This window comes from Achromobacter sp. (assembly GCF_050285565.1).
Lineage (GTDB): Bacteria > Pseudomonadota > Gammaproteobacteria > Burkholderiales > Burkholderiaceae_B > Achromobacter.
This window is the reverse complement of the sequence record NZ_JBLZXG010000014.1, coordinates 97,752-114,882: the sequence shown is the minus strand read 5'-3', so window position 1 is coordinate 114,882 and position 17,131 is coordinate 97,752. Positions and strand designations below refer to the sequence as shown.

Annotated in this window: 16 protein-coding genes; 6 read left to right on the top strand and 10 right to left on the bottom strand. The window is 68.3% G+C overall.

Translation table 11 applies throughout. The annotated features are described in order from the left end of the window. Positions 1 to 26: 26 nt before the first annotated feature. Entirely contained in the window at positions 27 to 1,535 is a 1,509-nt protein-coding gene (locus ACN6O8_RS24880) for a M48 family metalloprotease (protein WP_427993672.1), read from the top strand. A gap of 45 nt (positions 1,536 to 1,580) precedes the next feature. Here the strand turns inward: ACN6O8_RS24880 and ACN6O8_RS24875 are convergent, their stop codons facing one another. The 4 genes from ACN6O8_RS24875 to ACN6O8_RS24860 form a co-directional block, all read right to left on the bottom strand. Further along, complete coding sequence (locus tag ACN6O8_RS24875) at positions 1,581 to 2,678, bottom strand: YheT family hydrolase (RefSeq protein WP_427993640.1); 1,098 nt, start codon at positions 2,676 to 2,678, stop codon at positions 1,581 to 1,583. 12 nt (positions 2,679 to 2,690) lie between these two features. Then, positions 2,691 to 3,113 (bottom strand): YybH family protein, encoded by a 423-nt coding sequence (locus ACN6O8_RS24870; RefSeq protein ID WP_006393176.1) that lies wholly within the window; start codon positions 3,111 to 3,113, stop codon positions 2,691 to 2,693. Between the two features lie 34 nt (positions 3,114 to 3,147). Continuing rightward, positions 3,148 to 3,363, bottom strand: a complete 216-nt coding sequence (locus tag ACN6O8_RS24865) for a zinc-finger domain-containing protein (protein ID WP_427993639.1) — start codon at positions 3,361 to 3,363, stop codon at positions 3,148 to 3,150. Between the two features lie 79 nt (positions 3,364 to 3,442). Beyond that, complete coding sequence (locus tag ACN6O8_RS24860; protein WP_427993638.1) at positions 3,443 to 4,363, bottom strand: branched-chain amino acid transaminase; 921 nt, start codon at positions 4,361 to 4,363, stop codon at positions 3,443 to 3,445. Between the two features lie 184 nt (positions 4,364 to 4,547). Here ACN6O8_RS24860 and ACN6O8_RS24855 point away from each other — a divergent pair, with 184 nt between their 5' ends. Together ACN6O8_RS24855 and ACN6O8_RS24850 are read left to right on the top strand one after the other, a co-directional pair. After that, on the top strand, positions 4,548 to 5,300 hold the full coding sequence (locus tag ACN6O8_RS24855; protein WP_427993637.1) for an AzlC family ABC transporter permease: 753 nt from the start codon (positions 4,548 to 4,550) through the stop codon (positions 5,298 to 5,300). Further along, the gene (locus tag ACN6O8_RS24850) at positions 5,297 to 5,632 is read left to right on the top strand and encodes an AzlD domain-containing protein (RefSeq protein ID WP_427993636.1); all 336 of its coding nucleotides are present in this window, start codon (positions 5,297 to 5,299) and stop codon (positions 5,630 to 5,632) included. The genes ACN6O8_RS24855 and ACN6O8_RS24850 overlap by 4 nt, the downstream gene beginning before the upstream one ends. A 7-nt stretch (positions 5,633 to 5,639) precedes the next feature. Here the strand turns inward: ACN6O8_RS24850 and ACN6O8_RS24845 are convergent, their stop codons facing one another. From ACN6O8_RS24845 to ACN6O8_RS24835, 3 genes are read right to left on the bottom strand one after another with little or no spacing between them, the layout of a single operon-like run. Further along, positions 5,640 to 6,806, bottom strand: coding sequence for an FAD-dependent oxidoreductase (locus ACN6O8_RS24845; RefSeq protein ID WP_427993635.1), 1,167 nt, complete (start codon positions 6,804 to 6,806; stop codon positions 5,640 to 5,642). After that, the gene (locus ACN6O8_RS24840) at positions 6,803 to 8,062 is read right to left on the bottom strand and encodes an MFS transporter (protein ID WP_427993634.1); all 1,260 of its coding nucleotides are present in this window, start codon (positions 8,060 to 8,062) and stop codon (positions 6,803 to 6,805) included. The genes ACN6O8_RS24845 and ACN6O8_RS24840 overlap by 4 nt, the downstream gene beginning before the upstream one ends. A 10-nt stretch (positions 8,063 to 8,072) precedes the next feature. Then, positions 8,073 to 10,175 carry a TonB-dependent receptor gene (locus ACN6O8_RS24835; RefSeq protein WP_427993633.1) on the bottom strand — a complete coding sequence of 701 codons (2,103 nt, stop codon included), beginning with the start codon at positions 10,173 to 10,175 and terminating at the stop codon, positions 8,073 to 8,075. Between the two features lie 98 nt (positions 10,176 to 10,273). Between ACN6O8_RS24835 and ACN6O8_RS24830 the strand changes: the two genes are divergently transcribed. Together ACN6O8_RS24830 and ACN6O8_RS24825 are read left to right on the top strand one after the other, a co-directional pair. After that, the gene (locus ACN6O8_RS24830; RefSeq protein ID WP_427993632.1) at positions 10,274 to 11,227 is read left to right on the top strand and encodes a helix-turn-helix transcriptional regulator; all 954 of its coding nucleotides are present in this window, start codon (positions 10,274 to 10,276) and stop codon (positions 11,225 to 11,227) included. Between the two features lie 243 nt (positions 11,228 to 11,470). After that, a complete protein-coding gene (locus ACN6O8_RS24825; protein WP_427993631.1) occupies positions 11,471 to 12,919 on the top strand; it encodes a DEAD/DEAH box helicase in 1,449 nt (482 codons plus the stop codon). Between the two features lie 73 nt (positions 12,920 to 12,992). Here the strand turns inward: ACN6O8_RS24825 and ACN6O8_RS24820 are convergent, their stop codons facing one another. Genes ACN6O8_RS24820 through ACN6O8_RS24810 form a run of 3 tightly spaced genes read right to left on the bottom strand, consistent with a single transcriptional unit; the run spans position 12,993 to position 16,162 of the window. Beyond that, entirely contained in the window at positions 12,993 to 14,216 is a 1,224-nt protein-coding gene (locus ACN6O8_RS24820; RefSeq protein ID WP_427993630.1) for an MFS transporter, read from the bottom strand. A gap of 46 nt (positions 14,217 to 14,262) precedes the next feature. Further along, entirely contained in the window at positions 14,263 to 15,261 is a 999-nt protein-coding gene (locus ACN6O8_RS24815) for an asparaginase (RefSeq protein WP_427993629.1), read from the bottom strand. Positions 15,262 to 15,274: 13 nt separating this feature from the next. Then, the gene (locus ACN6O8_RS24810; RefSeq protein WP_427993628.1) at positions 15,275 to 16,162 is read right to left on the bottom strand and encodes a polysaccharide deacetylase family protein; all 888 of its coding nucleotides are present in this window, start codon (positions 16,160 to 16,162) and stop codon (positions 15,275 to 15,277) included. A 172-nt stretch (positions 16,163 to 16,334) separates the two neighbouring features. Here ACN6O8_RS24810 and ACN6O8_RS24805 point away from each other — a divergent pair, with 172 nt between their 5' ends. After that, positions 16,335 to 17,111 (top strand): IclR family transcriptional regulator, encoded by a 777-nt coding sequence (locus tag ACN6O8_RS24805; RefSeq protein WP_427993627.1) that lies wholly within the window; start codon positions 16,335 to 16,337, stop codon positions 17,109 to 17,111. Positions 17,112 to 17,131: the final 20 nt, after the last annotated feature.

Genomic DNA, 17,131 nt, shown 5'->3' with positions numbered 1-17,131 from the left:
ATCATAGGCTCATGAACCGCAGGAAAATGCCATCCATTTGCTCGATTGCGCGGCGGGGCGCGATCATCGGAATCTGTGCCACCCTGGCGCTGCCGGCCCTGCCCGCGACCGCCTGGGCCCAGCCCGTCGGGTTGCCCTCGATGGGCGCGGCCTCCGCCGCGGATCTGTCGCCGGCGCTGGAACGCAGCCTTGGCGAAGCGATCATGTCGCAGGGCAGGCGCGACCCGACCTACGTGGACGATCCGGAACTCAGTCAGTACCTCACCACCATGGGGCGCAAGCTGGCGGCCTTCTCGCCCGGCGCGGTGCCGGACGTCGAAATGTTCGGCGTGCGCGATCCCGAGATCAACGCCTTCGCCATGCCGGGCGGCTTCATCGGCGTCAACACCGGGCTGATCGTCTCGTCAGGCAGCGAATCCGAACTGGCGGCGGTGCTGGCGCACGAAATCGGTCACGTGGTGCAGCGCCATATCGCGCGCGGCATGACGCAGCAGAGCCAGAACAGCATGGTCATGCTGGCGAGCCTGGCGGGCGCGTTGCTGGCGGCGTTGGCCGGCGGCGGCGGCAACTTGGCGATGGGGGTGGCCGCGTTCGGCCAGGCCGCCGCCATCAACCGCCAATTGGGCTTTTCGCGCGATGCCGAGCGCGAGGCCGACCGCGCCGGTTTCACGATGCTGACCAAGGCCGGCTACGACGCCCAGGGCATGGCACAGATGTTCTCGCGTCTGATGAATGCCTCGCGCCTGAACGAAGGCGCGGGCGGTGGTTCCTGGGCCAGTACCCACCCGCTGTCGATCGAGCGGATGTCCGACGTGCAGAACCGCGTGCGCTCGCTGCCGCTATCGCGCCACGTCGACAGCGACGATTTCTGGTACATCCGCGCCAAGATGCGCGTGGTGCAGGGCCGCGACGCGGTCAGCCTGCGCACGGCCGGCCAGCAGTTGCAGGACGAGGCCCAGGCGTTGTCCGGCGTGCGCCGCTCGGCCGCCTACTACGGACTGGCCTTGCAGGCCTTCCAGCGCAATAGCCTGGACGAGGCCGATCGCCTGCTCACCCAGGCCGCGGCCGATGGCCGTGATTCGCCGCAGATGGCCAAGCTGGCCGTCGATATCGCCCTGGCGCGCAAGGACAACCGGCGGGCCCAGGATCTGGCGCAAGCCGCCACGCGGCGCTGGCCCGAGCAGCGCGCGTTGGGCATTGCCTATGCCACCGCCCTGCAGGCCAACGGTCGCCATGCCGAGGCTCAGGACTATCTGCGCGCCAAGATCAAGCAATGGGGCTCGGACGAGCCCAGTCTCTATCAGATGCTGGCGCAGAGCGAGGAACGCACCGGCAAGCCGGTGCAGGCGCGCCGCGACCTGGCGCGCTACTACGTCATGACCGGCGCCTTCGCGGCGGCCGAGTCGCAGTTGCAGCAGGCGCGCGGCATGTCCACCGACTTCTACGAGCAGTCGCAGATCGATGTGCAGATCAAGGAAGTCAAGGACAAGCTGGCTGAAGAGCGCCAACTGCTGGAACGTTTCAAGTCGGGCTGAGATCCGGGCGCTTTGCGGCGGCCGGCGTCATCAGCGGCCAGTGGCCTACAGCCCGGTCTCGAAGAAGCGGCCCAGCCGCTGCGGCAGCCAGCCCAGGTGGGCCGGGAAGGCGCCCGTCGGGAAACCTGCATGCCCCCCGTCGGTCGGTTGGTGCAGCAGGATGCTGGACGAGCATTCGTCCGGCTTGGGCAGGGCGCTGGCGGGAATGAACGGATCGTTCAGCGCGTTCAGCACCAGCGTCGGCACCGAGATCCGTGGCAGCCAGGGCTTGCTGGAGGCGCGCGTCCAGTAATCGAGCGCATTGCGAAAACCGTGCATGGGCGCGGTGTAGGCGTCGTCGAAGTCGCGCAGGTCGCGCGCGTGGGCGATACGCATCACGTCGATGGCGCCGGGGTAGCGGTGGGCCTTCTCCAGTACCTTGTGCTTGAGGGTCTTGAGGAAATGGCCCGTGTACACCTTGCGGTTGAAGAATCCGGTCGACAGGGTCTTGCCGCAGGCCACCAGATCCAGGGGCACCGAGACGCCGGCGCAGGCGGTCAGCCAGCCGCTGTCCTGCTGGTGCTCGCCCAGGTATTTCAGCAGCGCATTGCCGCCCAGCGACACGCCCACCGCGTGCCAGCGCGCGTGCGGGATGCGGTTGCGCACGGTGTCGAGCAGGAAGCCGACCTCGGCCGAATCGCCCGAATAATAGGCCCGTGCCAGGCGATTGGGCACGCCGGAGCAACCGCGAAAGTGCGCGATCACGACGATCCAGCCGCGCGCCCGGAAGTGGTGCGCGATGGACTGGGCATAACGGCTGGTGCTGCCGCCCTCCAGGCCGTGGAACAGCAGCAGCGCGGGGGTGTCGGCGGTCTGCGGCAGCGATTTCCAGTCGGCTTCGGTCATCCAGCGCGCCGCCGCGGTCTTGCCGTTGGCCACCGGCTGCTGGCCGCTCACGGGCGCGCCGTCGGCGGCCTTGTGCGGGAACAGCCCCGGCCCGGTCCAGTCGAAATCGACGAAGTCGGTATCGGGCGTCTCGACCCGGTCGCGCACGAATGCGATGCGGTGGTACTGCGCGAACAGCGCGGCGTAGACCGTCTGGGCATCGCCTCCGGGCAACCAGGAGGGAACGGGGCAGGGCGTTGTGTCGAAACGAGCAGCCAAAGTCGACCCGGATCAGTGCAGCATGTCGGGCACGTCGTGCAAGTCGAGCACCCCGGCTTCGGTGGGCGCCGAGGAGGCGTGGTGCATGACCATGCGCCAGCCCGTGGGGCCCTTGTGATAGATGTTGGTGGCGTAGCAGTTGGCGAACTGGGTGCCTTCCCGCGTGCGCACCGCCACCTGTTCGACCAGCACGTGCACCGCGCACATCATGCTCAGCATGACCAGCGGGCGCAGCGGCCGGATGTGCAGCGGGCCGTTCGCCAGCACGTGTTGCCAGGACTCGTGCACGGCCGAATGGCCGACGATGCGCAGGCCTCCCGGGTGGATGCAGACGACTTCCTCGTCGTCCGCCCATACTTGCATCAGGCGGACGGTGTCCCCCTGCTCAAGGGCTTCGTAGAAGGCGTGTTCTGCTTCTTCGGGCGTGGCGAACATGATGGCGGCGGGCAGAGCGGTTGGACGGCGGGTGTCAGTGGCCGTGGCCGTGCAGCACGGTGCCCGGCTTGAGCCGGTACTCGGCGCCGCAGTAGGCGCAGCGCGCCGAGCCGGTGCGGGCGACGTCCAGGAAGACGCGCGGGTGCATGCTCCACAGCGGGGCCTTCGGACCCGGACAGAACACAGGCAGGTCTTCGGCGCCGACTTCGATGACTTCGTGGGGGGCGGCGGCCGGGGCAGCGGCGGTCATGGAATTTCCTGAATAAAAAATACCGGTGATACGGCGGGTTGGGGCAGTGATGCCGCCCTGGCGGGCAGGGCGGCGCGAATCAGACTTTGCTCAGCCAGTGATGGTACTTCGGGTTGCGGCCATTCACCATGTCAAAAAACGCTTTCTGCAGTTTCTCGGTGATGGGGCCGCGGCGGCCGGAACCGATCTGGCGGTTGTCGACCTCGCGGATCGGCGTGACTTCGGCGGCGGTGCCGGTGAAGAAGGCTTCGTCGGCGATGTAGACGTCGTCGCGGGTCAGGCGCTTGGTCACCACGCGCAGGCCGAAATCTGCCGCCAGGGCGTGGATGGTGGAACGGGTGATGCCGGTCAGGGCCGAGGCGATCTCGGGCTCGCACAGCACGCCGTCCTTGACCAGGAACAGGTTCTCGCCGGAACCCTCGGCCACGAAGCCTTCGGTGTCCAGCAGCAGGGCCTCGTCGTAGCCATCCTGCAGCGCTTCGGTGTTGGCCAGGATCGAGTTGGCGTAGGTGGAGGCGACCTTGGCGCGCGGCATCGTCACGTTGACGTGCTGGCGGGCGAACGACGACACCTTGACCCGGATGCCCTGCGACAGGGCTTCGTCGCCCAGGTAGGCGCCCCAGGGCCAGGCGGCGATCGCCACGTGCACCTTGGCGCCTTTGGGCGACACGCCCATCTTTTCGGGGCCGTAGAACACCAGCGGGCGCAGGTAGCAGGATTCGAGCTGGTTCTCGCGCACCACGGTCCGCTGGGCCTCGTTGATCGTGTCGCGATCGAACGGCATGGGGATCTGGTAGATGTGCGCCGAGTTGAACAGGCGGTTGGTGTGGTCTTCGAGGCGGAAGATGGCGGTGCCGATCTCGGAACGGTAGGCGCGCACGCCCTCGAACACCGACAGGCCGTAGTGCAGGGAGTGCGTCAGGACGTGCGTGGTCGCCTCGCGCCAGGGCACGAGCTTGCCGTCATACCAGATGAAGCCATCGCGGTCAGCCATCGACATGGTCTGCTCCCTCTCTAAATCCGAGGGCCGTATTGTATCAAGCGGCGAGGTTACAATAGCGGCCTATTCGCGCACCGGCGCGGTGCCTGCGGGCCCCGCGGCCCCGGCGGGCGAGCAGGTTGTCGTGCGTTTCCTTCCCACAGAGTTTCCATGTCGTCCTGTCCGAATCCCCAGGGGTCCGCCGTTGTCCTCTGAGTCCGCGCTTTCCGAAACCACCGACGACCCGCGGGTGATCCGCCAGGAGCGCGTTGCCGCTTTCCGGGCCGGCGTGCATGCCATCGTGCCTGCCCTGATCGCCACCGCCACCTGGGGGCTGGTGACCGGCGTGGCGATGGTCAAGTCGGGCCTGACCGAATCCATGGCGCTGGCCATGACCCTGTTGCTGTATGCCGGATCGGCCCAGCTCACCTCCCTGCCGCTGATCGCCACCGGCGCGCCGCTGTGGCTGGTCTTCGCCGCCGGCTGCGTGGTGAACCTGCGCTTCCTGATCTTCGGCGCGGCGCTGCAACCTTATTTCCGTCACCTGTCCTGGCCCAAGCGCCTGGGCCTGGGATACTTCACCACCGACATGGGCTTCGTGCTGTTCATGCCGCGCTTTGGCGACGCCGCCGAACGCGGCACCCGGGAGCAGCTCTGGTATTTCATCGGCACCATCGCGCCGGGCTGGTTCGTCTGGCAGACCTCGTCGATCGTCGGGATCTACCTGGGCACCATGGTGCCGGCGGCCTGGTCGCTGGACTTCGCGGCGGTGCTGGCGCTGCTGGCGATCACCGTGCCGCTGGCCAATTCCAAACCGATGCTGGTGTCGATGCTGGCCGCGGGCGTGGTCGCCTGGACCGGGCAGGTGTTGCCGCTGCGCCTGGGCCTGGCGGCCGCGGTCATCGCTGGCGTGGTCGCCGGCATGTGGGCCGAACGCTTCTTCAAGGCGCGCGCATGACTCTCTGGCCCTCCGAGATCTACGTCTATTCCGCCATCCTGCTGCTGGCGCTGTGCAGCGTGCTGACGCGCGCCGGCTTCATGCTGTTCGGCGACTACATCCCGCTGCCCGACGGCGTGCGCCGGGCCCTGCGCTACGCGCCGGCCGCCGCGCTCACCGCCATCGTGGTGCCCGACCTGCTGCCCTGGAAGGCGGGGCTGGGCCCGCTCTTCGACTACAAGCTGGTGGCCGGCATCGTCGCCATCCTGGTGTTCCTGCGCACCCGCAGCGCCGTGCTGGTCATCGTGGTCGGCATGCTGGTGTTGTGGGGGCTGCGCTGGCTGGCGGGCTGACGCGGACTCAGCCCAGGATCGCGGCGGCTTCCATCTCGGATTTCAATCCGCTGAGGAAATAGCGCTTGAGCAGCAGCCGGGGAAGCAGGCGCAGGGCCGTGTTGCGCAGCCCGAATGCGAAAGCCGACGCCGGCACGTAGACCGGCGCCAGCTTGCGGCTGCGCAACTGCAGGCGCTCGATCACGGGCCGCAGGCGCCGCTCGTGAGCCGTCAGCGCTTGCGCAATCGGGGTCCGGTCGAGTTCCTGGGCCAGCACATAAGCGCTGGCCAACGCCATGCCGGCACCCTGACCAGAAATCAGGGACAGACTGTGCGCGGCGTCGCCGGCCAGCAGGACGCGGCCCTGGTGCCAACACGGCAGTTCGACCAGCGCCAGGTCATCCATGACGATCGGCGTATCCGCGGGCAGCGCCTCCAACTGCCGTCCCACTTCGGCGTGGGTCGTGCGGGCCAGCTCCCGCAGCAGGCCCCGCCGTCGCGGCGCCTCGACCCAGCCGGCCTCGGTGCTGCGCCAGACGTGCAGGGCCGCCTTGCGGCCGCCGCCCAGCCCGTGATATTCGACCTGGTGGCCCGGCGCGGCATAAGAGACGAAGTCGCACGCCATGCCGGTGTCGTCATCGACGTCGTAGGCCGCGTAGCGATAGCCCAGCGGCGCTGGCGTTGCCGCGCCGGCGCCGAAGACCCGGGCGCGCAGGGCGGAGCGCACGCCATCGGCGCCGATCAGCAGGTCGGCGCGCCATTGCGACCCGTCCGACAGCGTCACGTCCACGCCCTGGGCATCCTGGCTACAGCCTGCCACCGTGGTGCCTAGCCGGATGTCGACGTGGTCGCGCACCGCGCCGTGCAACACTTGCACCAGGTCCGTGCGGCGCAGCGTGATCCAGTCCAGTTCCCGCAGCAGTTCGCGATAGCGGATCCGCATCACTTCGCGGCCACGGCGGTCGCGGTAGATGTTCTGGCCGATTTCGCGTTCGACGGCGCGCAGCGCGGGAACCAGTTCCATGCGCCGGGCCGTGAGCAGGCCGGGGCCGGACAGTCCCATCATGTAGCCGCCGTCGCGCAGGTGCGGGGCGCGCTCGGCGACCACGGCGCGCCAGCCCTGCCTGGCCAGCCACCAGGCGCAGGCCAGGCCGGCGACGCCCGCGCCGGCGATCACCACGGTACGTTCAGTCATGTCGGTTCTCCAGGAAGGGGCGGCGGCAGGCGCCGCAGCAAGGCGGGGATCAGGGCCAGACCGGCCGCGCCCAGGGCCGCGGCGGCGCCGAAGCAGGCGTCGTAGCCCAGGTGCTGCGCCAGCCAGCCGGCGGCTACGCCGCCGATCGTGGCCACCATGGCGTCGGCGCACTGGAACAGGGTGAAATCGACGCCCGCCTGGGCCGGCGAGGCCTGGCCCATCAGAAACGCGTACAGGGCCACAAAGCCGATGGCGACCGTCGCGGCTTTCAGCAGCGCCAACGCCACCAGCCAGGACGGGCCCACCTGCGGCAGCCGCGACGACGCCACGACGGCGGCCAGGAAGGCGGCCAGGGCCAGCGTTTGCAAGGCCAGGGCCACCCCTATCGCGCGTGCCGCGCCGCAGCGCTTCAGGAGCAGCGCGCCCAGCAGGGTGCCGGCCAGTCCGGCGCCGACCGTGCCCGCGCCGCTGATCCAGCCCACCGTCGCCAGCGGCACGCCGCGATCGAGCAGCAGCAGGGGCGTCATGCCATAGGCCAGCCGGGCGCCGGCCTGGAACACGACGGTGATGGCCAGGCCCAGGCGCACATTGGGCCGACCCAGGGCATGCGCCAGGCTGGGGCGATGCGCGGGCGTGCCAGCCTGGCGCGCCGGTTCGCGAACGCGGGCGAAGGGCAGCGTCAACAGCAGCACCAGCCCGCCCATGGTGGCGGCCGCGACGCTCCAGCCCTGGCTGCCGGCCAGGATGACGAACAATCCGGCGCCCAGGAACATTCCCAGGTAGCTCGATCCCACCTGGGTGGCGTTGCCCCAGCCGCGCCGGTTTTCCGCCAGTTGCTCAACCGCGAAGGCATCACCGGCAATGTCCACCGTGGCCGCGGTCAATGAGATCAGCCCCAGGATGCCCAGCAGCGCCGGCAGGGCCGGTTGGCCCAGGCCCGCGAGCAGGAACAGCAACGCGGCCAGCAGCCATTGCCCGGGCAGCACGATGCGGCGGGTACGGCGTTGTGCGCGGCCGGATGGCAGCCGGTAGCGTTCGACCAGCGGTGACCATAGGAACTTCAGCGCCCACGGCAGGAAGGCGAGGTGGGCCAGGCCGATCTGGTCCAGCGGCGTGCCGCGGTCGCGCAGCAGCGTCGGCACGCCCTGGAAGGCGATGCCGCTTACCAGGCTCTGGGCCATGCAGATGCCGCCGATGGCGGCGATGACCTGCGCGGTCGGCAGGCGCGCCGGGCGCGCGCTGGCGGGCGTGGGCATGGCGGGGATCCTAATACTCGAAGGCGACGTTCAGGCCCAGCGTGCGGCCGGGGTCGACCTGCGCGAATTTGCCGATCGGCCCGACAAACGCGAAGGTGCGATAGCGCCTGCCGGTGAGGTTGTTGGCGTACAGCGTGGCTTCGACCTGCGGACGGATGCGCCAGGCGAGACTCAGATCGACCAGTGTGTAGGCGGACTGCCGCAGGCTGTTGCCGATGTCGAAGAACTGCGTGCCGAGGCGCCGCACGGCCAGCATCGGCGACAGGCGCCCGATGCCTGTGTCGAATTGGCCACGAGCGCTCGCGGTCAGGCCATAGCGCGGCGAGAATGGCACCTTGTTGCCGCCGCATCCCGGGCAGGCGGAGTCGTCGTTGAAGCCGCGGAACGCGGTCTGGTTGACGAAGCCCTCCAGGCCCAGGGTCCATTGGGCGGAGACGTCCCAGCCCAGGTCGAACTCGACCCCGGTGGCGCGTGTGTTGCCGACATTCTGCAGATGCTGGTTGCCCATTTCCCCGACATAGAGTTGCGCGTCATGGATATCGTTGCGATAGACCGCGGCCGCCAGGTGCAACGCGTCGCTGTCGACGCGGGTGCCGACTTCATAGCTGGTGCCTTTTTCCTCGCCGTAGGGACGGGCATCCCCGGCATTGGAGGGCGCCAGGTTGTAGCCGCCCGGCTTGTAGCCCTGCGCGACATTGGCGTACACACGCCATGCGGATGTCAGACGGTAGCCGGCGGACAGCTTGCCCAGCAGGCTGTGGCCCGCGCTGGAGCCCGAGCCGCCGAACGGATCCAGGCCGTGGGTGGCCGAATTGAGCGACGCGCCGCCGTAGCGCGCGGCGGCCTTGTCGCGCGAATAGCGCAGCCCGGCGGACAGATCCAGCGCCTCGGTGGTGTGCCAGGTAGCGTCGGCATAGGCGGCGAGAGACTCGCTGGTGTTGTGGGAATCGGCCTGGAAGGTGTCGAGCGGCCTCGCGCCCTGCATCTGGCTCCAGACCGTGCGCGATTGGGTGACGCGCTGGCGGTACAGGCCCAAAACGCCGTCGACCGCGCGCGTGCCGGTTGTCGACAGCCGTAGTTCCTGCACCTGCTGGCGCCAGCGTTCGGGTTGGCTGGAATAGCTGGGGCCAATGGGAAAGTGGCGGTCGTAATGCAGGTTCTGCCAGGCGGCCACCGCGTCCAGGCGCCAGCCGTCGAAGTCATAGCGGCCGGTCAGGGACTGGCTGCCTCCGCAGCGCTTCTGGTAGAAATCCGCCAGCGCGGCCGGCATGCCGGCGCGGACATAGGCCTGGTCGCCGTGCAGATCGTCGAACGGTACGTAGGCGTCCTGGCTGGCGCGGGTGCATTCGCCGCTGACGGCCAGTCCCAGTTCCCAGGGGCTGCCGGCTGGCGCCAGGCGCAGGCGCGCGGCGCCCGCGTTGGCCGCCGCGCCGCCGCTGTGGCGGTCGCCGGTGGCCGGATTGGACAGCGGGCCCGGCGCGTCGGTCACCGCGGCGGTGATCGAGCCGTACAGCAGGTTTTCGACCAGGGGACCGCCGCCGCTGGCCTTGAACTGATAGCCATCGCGGCTGGCGACGCCGGCGCTGGCACGGAAATAGGGCTGGTCGCCCGGTTGGCGCGAGACGATGTTGAGCACGCCGCCCATCGCGCTCTTGCCATAGAGTGTGCCCTGGGGCCCTTTCAGCAGTTCGACCCGGTCGACGTCGGTCAGCAATTGGGAGGTGAACGTGGGCAATTGCGGCACGCCGTCGACGTAGACGGTCAACGCCGGGTTGTAGAAATCCTGCGCCGACGTGATGCCGCGCACCGAAATGACCGGGTACAGGAACGAACCGCTGCTGGACATCTGCACGCCCGGCAGCACGCGCGACAGTTGCAGGGTGTTGTCGACCTGCGCCGCGTGCAGGGCGTCAGCCGGCACCACCACGGCGGCGCCGTTGAATTCGTTCAGCGTCTGCTCGCGCTTGCTGGCGGTGACGGTGATGGCAGCCAGCTCCCCGACGCCCTGGGCGGCGGCGGGAAGGGCGAGCGCGCACAGGGCGGCCGCCAGTGCGGTGTGTCGGAAAGGGAACGCATGCGTCATGTTGTCGGCCCGGGCTTTCGGTAGAATCATTAATGAGAATTATTGTCATTGAATCCATGCCCGGCTGACGTTTTCGGGCCCGCCGTTGTTCAAATCGGGGTCTAAATTTGGATTTCGCCACTGGCGCGATGACGCGCACCGCCTTCCGCCCAACCGCCCGGGCCTGCCACCCGTTGTTGCCCGCCGTGGCGATTCCCACCGAATGGACGGCACTGTCGCGCCAGGAAGCCTGCGATGAGGATCTCGCCCTGACGGCTTGGCACGGCACGCCCGCCATCGGGCTCGACATCGACGCCGAAGGTCCGCCGATGTTCTGCATCGCCGTGTTCCTGGATGGCCGCGCGCGCATGTCGATCGAGGGGGGCGAGCCGTTGGCGGTAGGGCCGGGCATGGCCGTGGTGCAGACCGGCGAGCGCGGGGCGCGCGGCCGTTTCCAGATGCCGGGCGGGCAGTCCGTCCGGCTGGTGGACATTCGATATTCACCCGCCGGGCTGTTGCGCGCCGGGGGCAGGCCGTTGGCGGTATTGCGCGGCGCCTTCGTGCTCGATCACAGCGTGCCGGCCACGGGCTCGTTGATGGCGGGCTTTCCAGCGCCGCCGGGCCTGCTGCGGCTGGCGGCCGACGTGCTCGACTGCCGCCACCAGGACGTCACCGCGCGACGCCTCTACATGCGGGCCAAGGCGCTCGAAGCCCTGGCCATCGTGCTCGAAACCATGAGCGACGCGGCCGGCGAGCCGCCGGTGGCGGCCCGCGAACGGCGCCAGTTGGCGCAGGCCCGGCGCCTGATCGAGGCCCGCTACGGCGAGGCATGGACGCTGTCGCGCCTGGCGCGCGAGGTCGGGCTGAGCGAGAAAAAGCTCAAGGCCGGCTTTCCCCAGGTGGCCGGGCGCTCCGTCCATGCCTACCTGAAGGCGGTGCGGCTGGAGGCCGCCGCGTCCATGCTGGAGGCCGGATCCCGCGTCACCGAGGCCGCGCTGGCCACCGGATTCGCCAATCTCAGCCACTTCAGCAAGAGCTTTCGCCAGGCCAAAGGAGTCGCCCCCCGGCACTGGCTTGACCGCCCCGGCGTCCGGCTGCGCTAAAATTAAGTTATCCACAGCAATCCGGGCCTGGTACTGCCCTCATAAGTATCGAAACCAGAATGCGCCACCTGGCCTGCAAGGCAGGGTGCTGATTGCCCGTAACGCGTTTGCGCGCCGGGGTGAAACGCACGTGGCCGCGCGAGCGTGGCGCGCGTTCCGGTTGTCCCGATGCATATGCAGTGCAGTGCTCGCAGCACTCTCGTTTTGTTCTTTTTCACTGGTCCCGGTACTTGCCTAACCCTGATGACTGAATCCACTCAATCCGCAGCACCCACCGCCGCCGCGCCCGCGCCGACGGCCACGTTTTCCGATTTCGGGCTGCATCCCCTGCTGTTGCAATCGATCGCCGAAACCGGCTACACCACGCCCACTCCGATCCAGGCGCAGGCCATTCCCGTCGTGGTCGAAGGGCGCGATGTCATGGGCGCGGCCCAGACCGGCACCGGCAAGACGGCGGCGTTCACGCTGCCCATCCTGCACCGCCTGATGCCGCTGGCCAACACCAGCGCCTCGCCCGCGCGCCATCCGGTGCGCGCGCTGATCCTCACGCCCACGCGCGAACTGGCCGACCAGGTCTATGAAAGCGTGAAGCGCTACAGCAAGCAGACGCCGCTGCGTTCGGCCGTGGTGTTCGGCGGGGTCGACATCGGTCCGCAGAAGGAAGCGCTGCGCCGTGGCTGCGAAGTGCTGGTGGCCACGCCCGGCCGCCTGCTCGACCACGTCGAGCAGAAGAACGTCAACCTGAGCCAGGTCGGCATCCTGGTGCTGGACGAAGCCGACCGCATGCTCGACATGGGCTTTTTGCCAGACCTCGAACGCATCATCCGCTTGCTGCCCGCGCAGCGCCAGGGCCTGCTGTTCTCGGCCACCTTCAGCAACGAGATCCGCAAGCTCGGCCGTTCGTACCTGAATCAACCGGTGGAAATCGAAGTCGCGGCGCGCAACGCCACGGCCACCACCATCACCCAGATCGCCTACAAGATGAGCGGCGACCAGAAGCGCGCCGCGGTGGTGCACCTGGTGAAGTCGCGCGGCCTGAATCAGGTCATCGTGTTCTCGAACACCAAGATCGGCACGGCGCGCCTGGCGCGCGAACTCGAGCGCGACGGCGTCAAGGCCGAATCGATCCACGGCGACAAGACCCAGGCCGATCGCATGAAGGCGCTTGAGGCCTTCAAGGCCGGCGAACTCGAAGTGCTGGTCGCCACCGACGTGGCCGCCCGCGGCCTGGACGTGGCCGGCGTGCCCTGCGTCATCAACTACGATCTGCCGTACAACGCCGAAGACTACGTGCACCGTATCGGCCGTACTGGCCGTGCCGGCGCCTCGGGCGAGGCCATCGCGCTGTTCACCGCCGACGAAGAGCGTTTCCTGCTGGACATCGAGAAACTGATCAAGCGCGAAGTGCCGCGCGGCACCCTGGAACTGCCGGCCGATCTGGTCGCGCGCAGCCATGGCCGGCGCGAAGAGCGCGGCACGTCGTCGCGCGATGGCGGCCGCGAGCGCGGCCGTTCGTCGGACCGCCGCTCGGGGGGCGGCACGGCGCGCCAGCCGGTGGACGATTTCTTCCTCAAGCCCTACGAGCCCTCTGCGCCGGCGGCCGCCGCCGAAGAGCCGGCGCCGCGCCAGGGCGGCAATGGGTCCGCGCCCAAGCGCCAGCTCGCCGTGTTGCTGGGCGGCAGCCGCAAGTAGATTCCGCGGTCGCCTGTCGCGATACGTGCCGGAAAAGCGCCCTTCGTGGGCGCTTTTTGTTTGCGGCCGATTCTCACGCCGCGCCGGTCGGCGTCGGGGGCGCGGGGCTTGGCCGGCGCGCGCCGGCAGCGATCGAGAACAGCGCCGCCAGCACCGCGCAGCCCGTTACCTGCAGGATGCCGGCCTGCGTCCAGCCCATCGACAGCTTCAATTGCCCCAGGAGGTAGCCGGCGAACGCCGCGGGCACGTACAGGCTGGCCACGAACAATCCTGATGCCTGCGCCGCCTTGCTCCGGCCGACGGATTTGATGATGCCCGCCGACAGGTTGGCATACACCATGCCGCTGATGGCGGCGCCGAACAGGAATGACATGGCGGCATGCGCGGCCGGCGAGTTGCCCAGATCGGTGAACAGCAGGCCGCCGCTCAAGGCCGAGAGCAGCAGGGAGACGAACAGCAACTTGCGGTAATCGTAGCGGTCGCCCAACCAACCGCCGAGCAATGACAGCAGCGCGCCCAGGCCGTAGCCGCTGACCGCGCCCGCGGCCTGCTTGGGACTGAAGCCGAGCGCCTCGCGCAGATAGGTGGGATACAGTCCCAAATAGCCATAGATCGACAGGCCTGCGAATACCGTCGCGATGGCCAGCATGATGGGCGTGCGCGCCCACAGGCTGGTGCCGGTCGCCGGGCCGCGCTGCGCGTCGATGCGCTCGCCGTCCGTGGCTTGCACCTCGCAAAACCAGGGTTTGACCAAGGGCACAATCAGGCCAACGGCGATGATCCCGGACAGTCCGAACACGATGAAGGGCATCTGCCAATGCGTGGCGCCCAGGATCGCCGCGCCGAGATTGGGGCCGATGATGGCGCCAATGCCGAAAGTGAAGTTCAGCGAACTCGCGGCCATCGCCCGGTGCTGGACGAAGTAACTCGTGCCGATGGCGAGCAGCGCGGTCAACTGCATGGCTTCACCCAGGCCGGAAATGAACCGATAGGCCAACAGATCCGGCAGGCCATGGGAGTAGGCCGTAAGCACGGTGGCCGCCGAAAACACAATCAGTCCGATCAGAGTGACCGACTTGCGCGACATCCTGCCCAGCAGGTAGCCGGTGGGGATGCCGGCCAAGCCCATGCCCAGCGTGAATACCGTCGAGGCCAGGCCGATCTCGGGCAACGTCAGGCCAAGGGCGCTGCGCACATCGGTGGCCAGTACGGAGAACAATTGCCGGTCGATAGCGTTGATGACATAGGAAAAAAGCAGTACCGCGAACATCCCGAGGGCATAACGACGTGTTTGCATGGCAGTCTCCTTGTCATGCGTGATCGAGGAATGAATGCTGAATCCGCTAATCGAGGGGATCGCAACGAAGGGCGAATTCGCGGGGCAGATCCTCCGGCGCGATGCCCGTCGCCAGCAGCAGGCGCAATAGCAACCGGGCCTTCAAGCCGCCCAGCATGCCGCCGGCAACCAGGCCGCGAGCCAGCAGATCCTTTTCGGAACCCGGAAAGGCATAGCTCCCGCGCAGCACCGGACCCGCCGCGACCCGCGTGCTGAGAATCACCGGCATGCGCGTCGCCAACTCGCCCAGCAGCGGCGCCAATGGCCCCGGCACATGGCCGACGCCCATCGCCTCGATGACGGCGCCGTGGTAGCCGAGACGGGGCAGGGCCGTCATCATCCGGCCATCGTCGTCGAGCGCGATGCGCAGCAACGCAACCTGGGCGTCGCGCCATCGGCCCGGCCACGCGATCGCTGGCAAGGATGTCAGTCGCGCCTGCAAGCGCAAGCGGCCTTCCCGCAATTCGCCAAGCGGTCCCAGAGCCGGCGAGGCGAACGCCGACGGTTGCGTGGTGTGGGATTTCTGAACGTGGCGGGCGGCATGCACCTGATCGCCCAACACGACCAGCACACCCAGGCCCGCCGCGGCCGGGGTCGCGGCCACCGTGACCGCCGCAAGCAGATTGGCGGGGCCGTCGGCGCCCGGCGCGGCCGCCCCGCGCATGGCGCCGGTTACCACCACGGGAAGGGGCGCGCGGACGAGCAACTCCAGGGCGAATGCCGTCTCGTCGATGGTATCGGTGCCTTGCACGACCACCGCGCCCTGGCAGCCCTGCGCGTAACCCACCTCGATCCGTGTCGCCAATTGCACCAGATCCTGCAGCGTCAGGGAGGCGCCGGGTTTGTTGGAAAATGAGATGACTTCAAGGTCGGCCACTTCCGCCAGTGCCGGTACCGCCGCGGCCAGGGCATGGGCGTCCAGTGCCGGCGAAATGCCGCCGTCGGCGCCGGCGATCATCGCGATGGTGCCGCCGGTGGCCAATAGAAGAACGCGGGGGAGCGCCATGTTTCGCTCCCGGCTAGGCCTGAGCCCGATAGATATCGAGGAGATCGCCGCCGGTGCACAGATGGACATCCGGATGCGACATGATGTGGTCGTAGAGTTCGGCCAGATAGCGGATCCGGTGCGGGGCGCCGGTGAGGTAGGGATGGATCGAGATCGCCATCACCCGGGGAATGCTGGCGCCCTCCCGGTAGAGTTGATCAAACTGGTCGCGGCCTCGCGTCAGCAGTTCTTCCGCGCGATGTTGCTGGACGGCGGAGATGACGACGTCATTGAGTTCGACCGTATAGGGCACCGACAGGATGCTGCCCGTGCGGGTCTTGATGGGCACCGGTTGGTCGTCCAGCACCCAATCCGCCACGTATTCGATCCCGGCCGCGGCCAGCAGGTCGATCGTGTCTTCGGTTTCGGTCAGACCGGGGCTTTCCCAGCCCCGTGGCGGCTGACCCGTGAATTCGCGAATGGCGGCGATCGTGTCGCGTATGGCTCCGGCCTGATCCGCAACCCGGTGCATCGGCTGTTGCACATGGCCATGGCCCATGAATTCCCAGCCGGCTGCCAATGCCGCCTGGCACGCGGGGGCGTATTCGCGGCATGCGCTGCCGTTCACCGCCAGCGTGGCCTTCAGCCCGCGCGTGCCCAAGGTCTCCAGAAATCGCCAGAAGCCGACGCGCATGCCGTATTCGTGCCAGCACCAGTTCGGGATGTCCGGCAGCAGCGGCTGTCCCATGGGCGGCGGCAGAACCGCGCGAGGCATGGCCTGTTGCGGTTGCCAGTTTTCCACGTTGACGATGGTCCAGACGGCGACGCGAGCGCCGTTCGGCAGCACGAAGGGCCGGCGCTGGGTGATAGGTTCATAGGCAACGCGATCGCGGGCGGACCAGGCAGGGGCGGGGGAAGGCATCGACAGGCTCCGTGGGTGAGGGATCAGATCGGTCGCGCTGGCGTTCCATTATTTGGAATTAAAGGAAGCCATGGCTGTTTGACGAAATGAATGGGCTACTGTCGAAAAATGCTAGCGTTGCGATAAATTCGATCGCAACAGAACCAAAAAATATTCCACTAATTGGAATCTCATGCCTGACACTCCCATGCTCGTGGACGGTGCCCAGGGCGTCAGCCGGGCCGTGCTTGTTCTCAAGTTGCTGGCGCGCGAAGCCGATGCCGGATTGCGGCTGGTCGACCTGGCGCAAGCCGCGCAACTGACCCGGCCCACCATGCATCGGTTACTCAAGGCGCTCGTGGCCCAGGGCATGGCGGTGCAGGACGCCGCGACCCGCCGCTATCGCCTGGGTCCCCTGGTGTTCGAGTTGGGATTGGCGGCGGCGCATCGTTTCAACCTCCGCGATCTCAGCACGGCGACGTTGGCCGACCTGTCGCGCAGAACCGGCGATACGACTTTTCTTTTCGTGCGCAGCGGAGATGATGCCGTCTGCATCAACCGCATCCAGGGCACCTATCCGGTGCAGACGCCGGCGCTGCCGCTGGGCAGCCGCCAACCCCTGGGCGTGAGCGCGGGCGGGCTCGCGTTGCTGGCGGCGTTACCCGCCGCCGAGCAACGCCGCATCATCGAGGCGACCGCGCCACGGCTGGGCGCCTACGGCGAACTGGATGCCGATGACGTTCGCGCCCATTGCGCGCTGGCGCTGAAGGTGGGGTATGCGCACATCGCCAATCGGGCGGTGCCAGGAATCAGTGCGCTGGGCGTGCCGGTATATGGCGAGAGCGGCCTGCTGCTCGCGGCGGTCACGGTGGCCGCGACCCACAACCGCATGACGCAGCCGCGTGTACAGGAAATCGTGCCGCTGCTGCGGGCAGCCGCGCAAGCCATAGGCGCCTTGTTGCAGCAGTGACAGGGAAGGGTGCCGCGCGC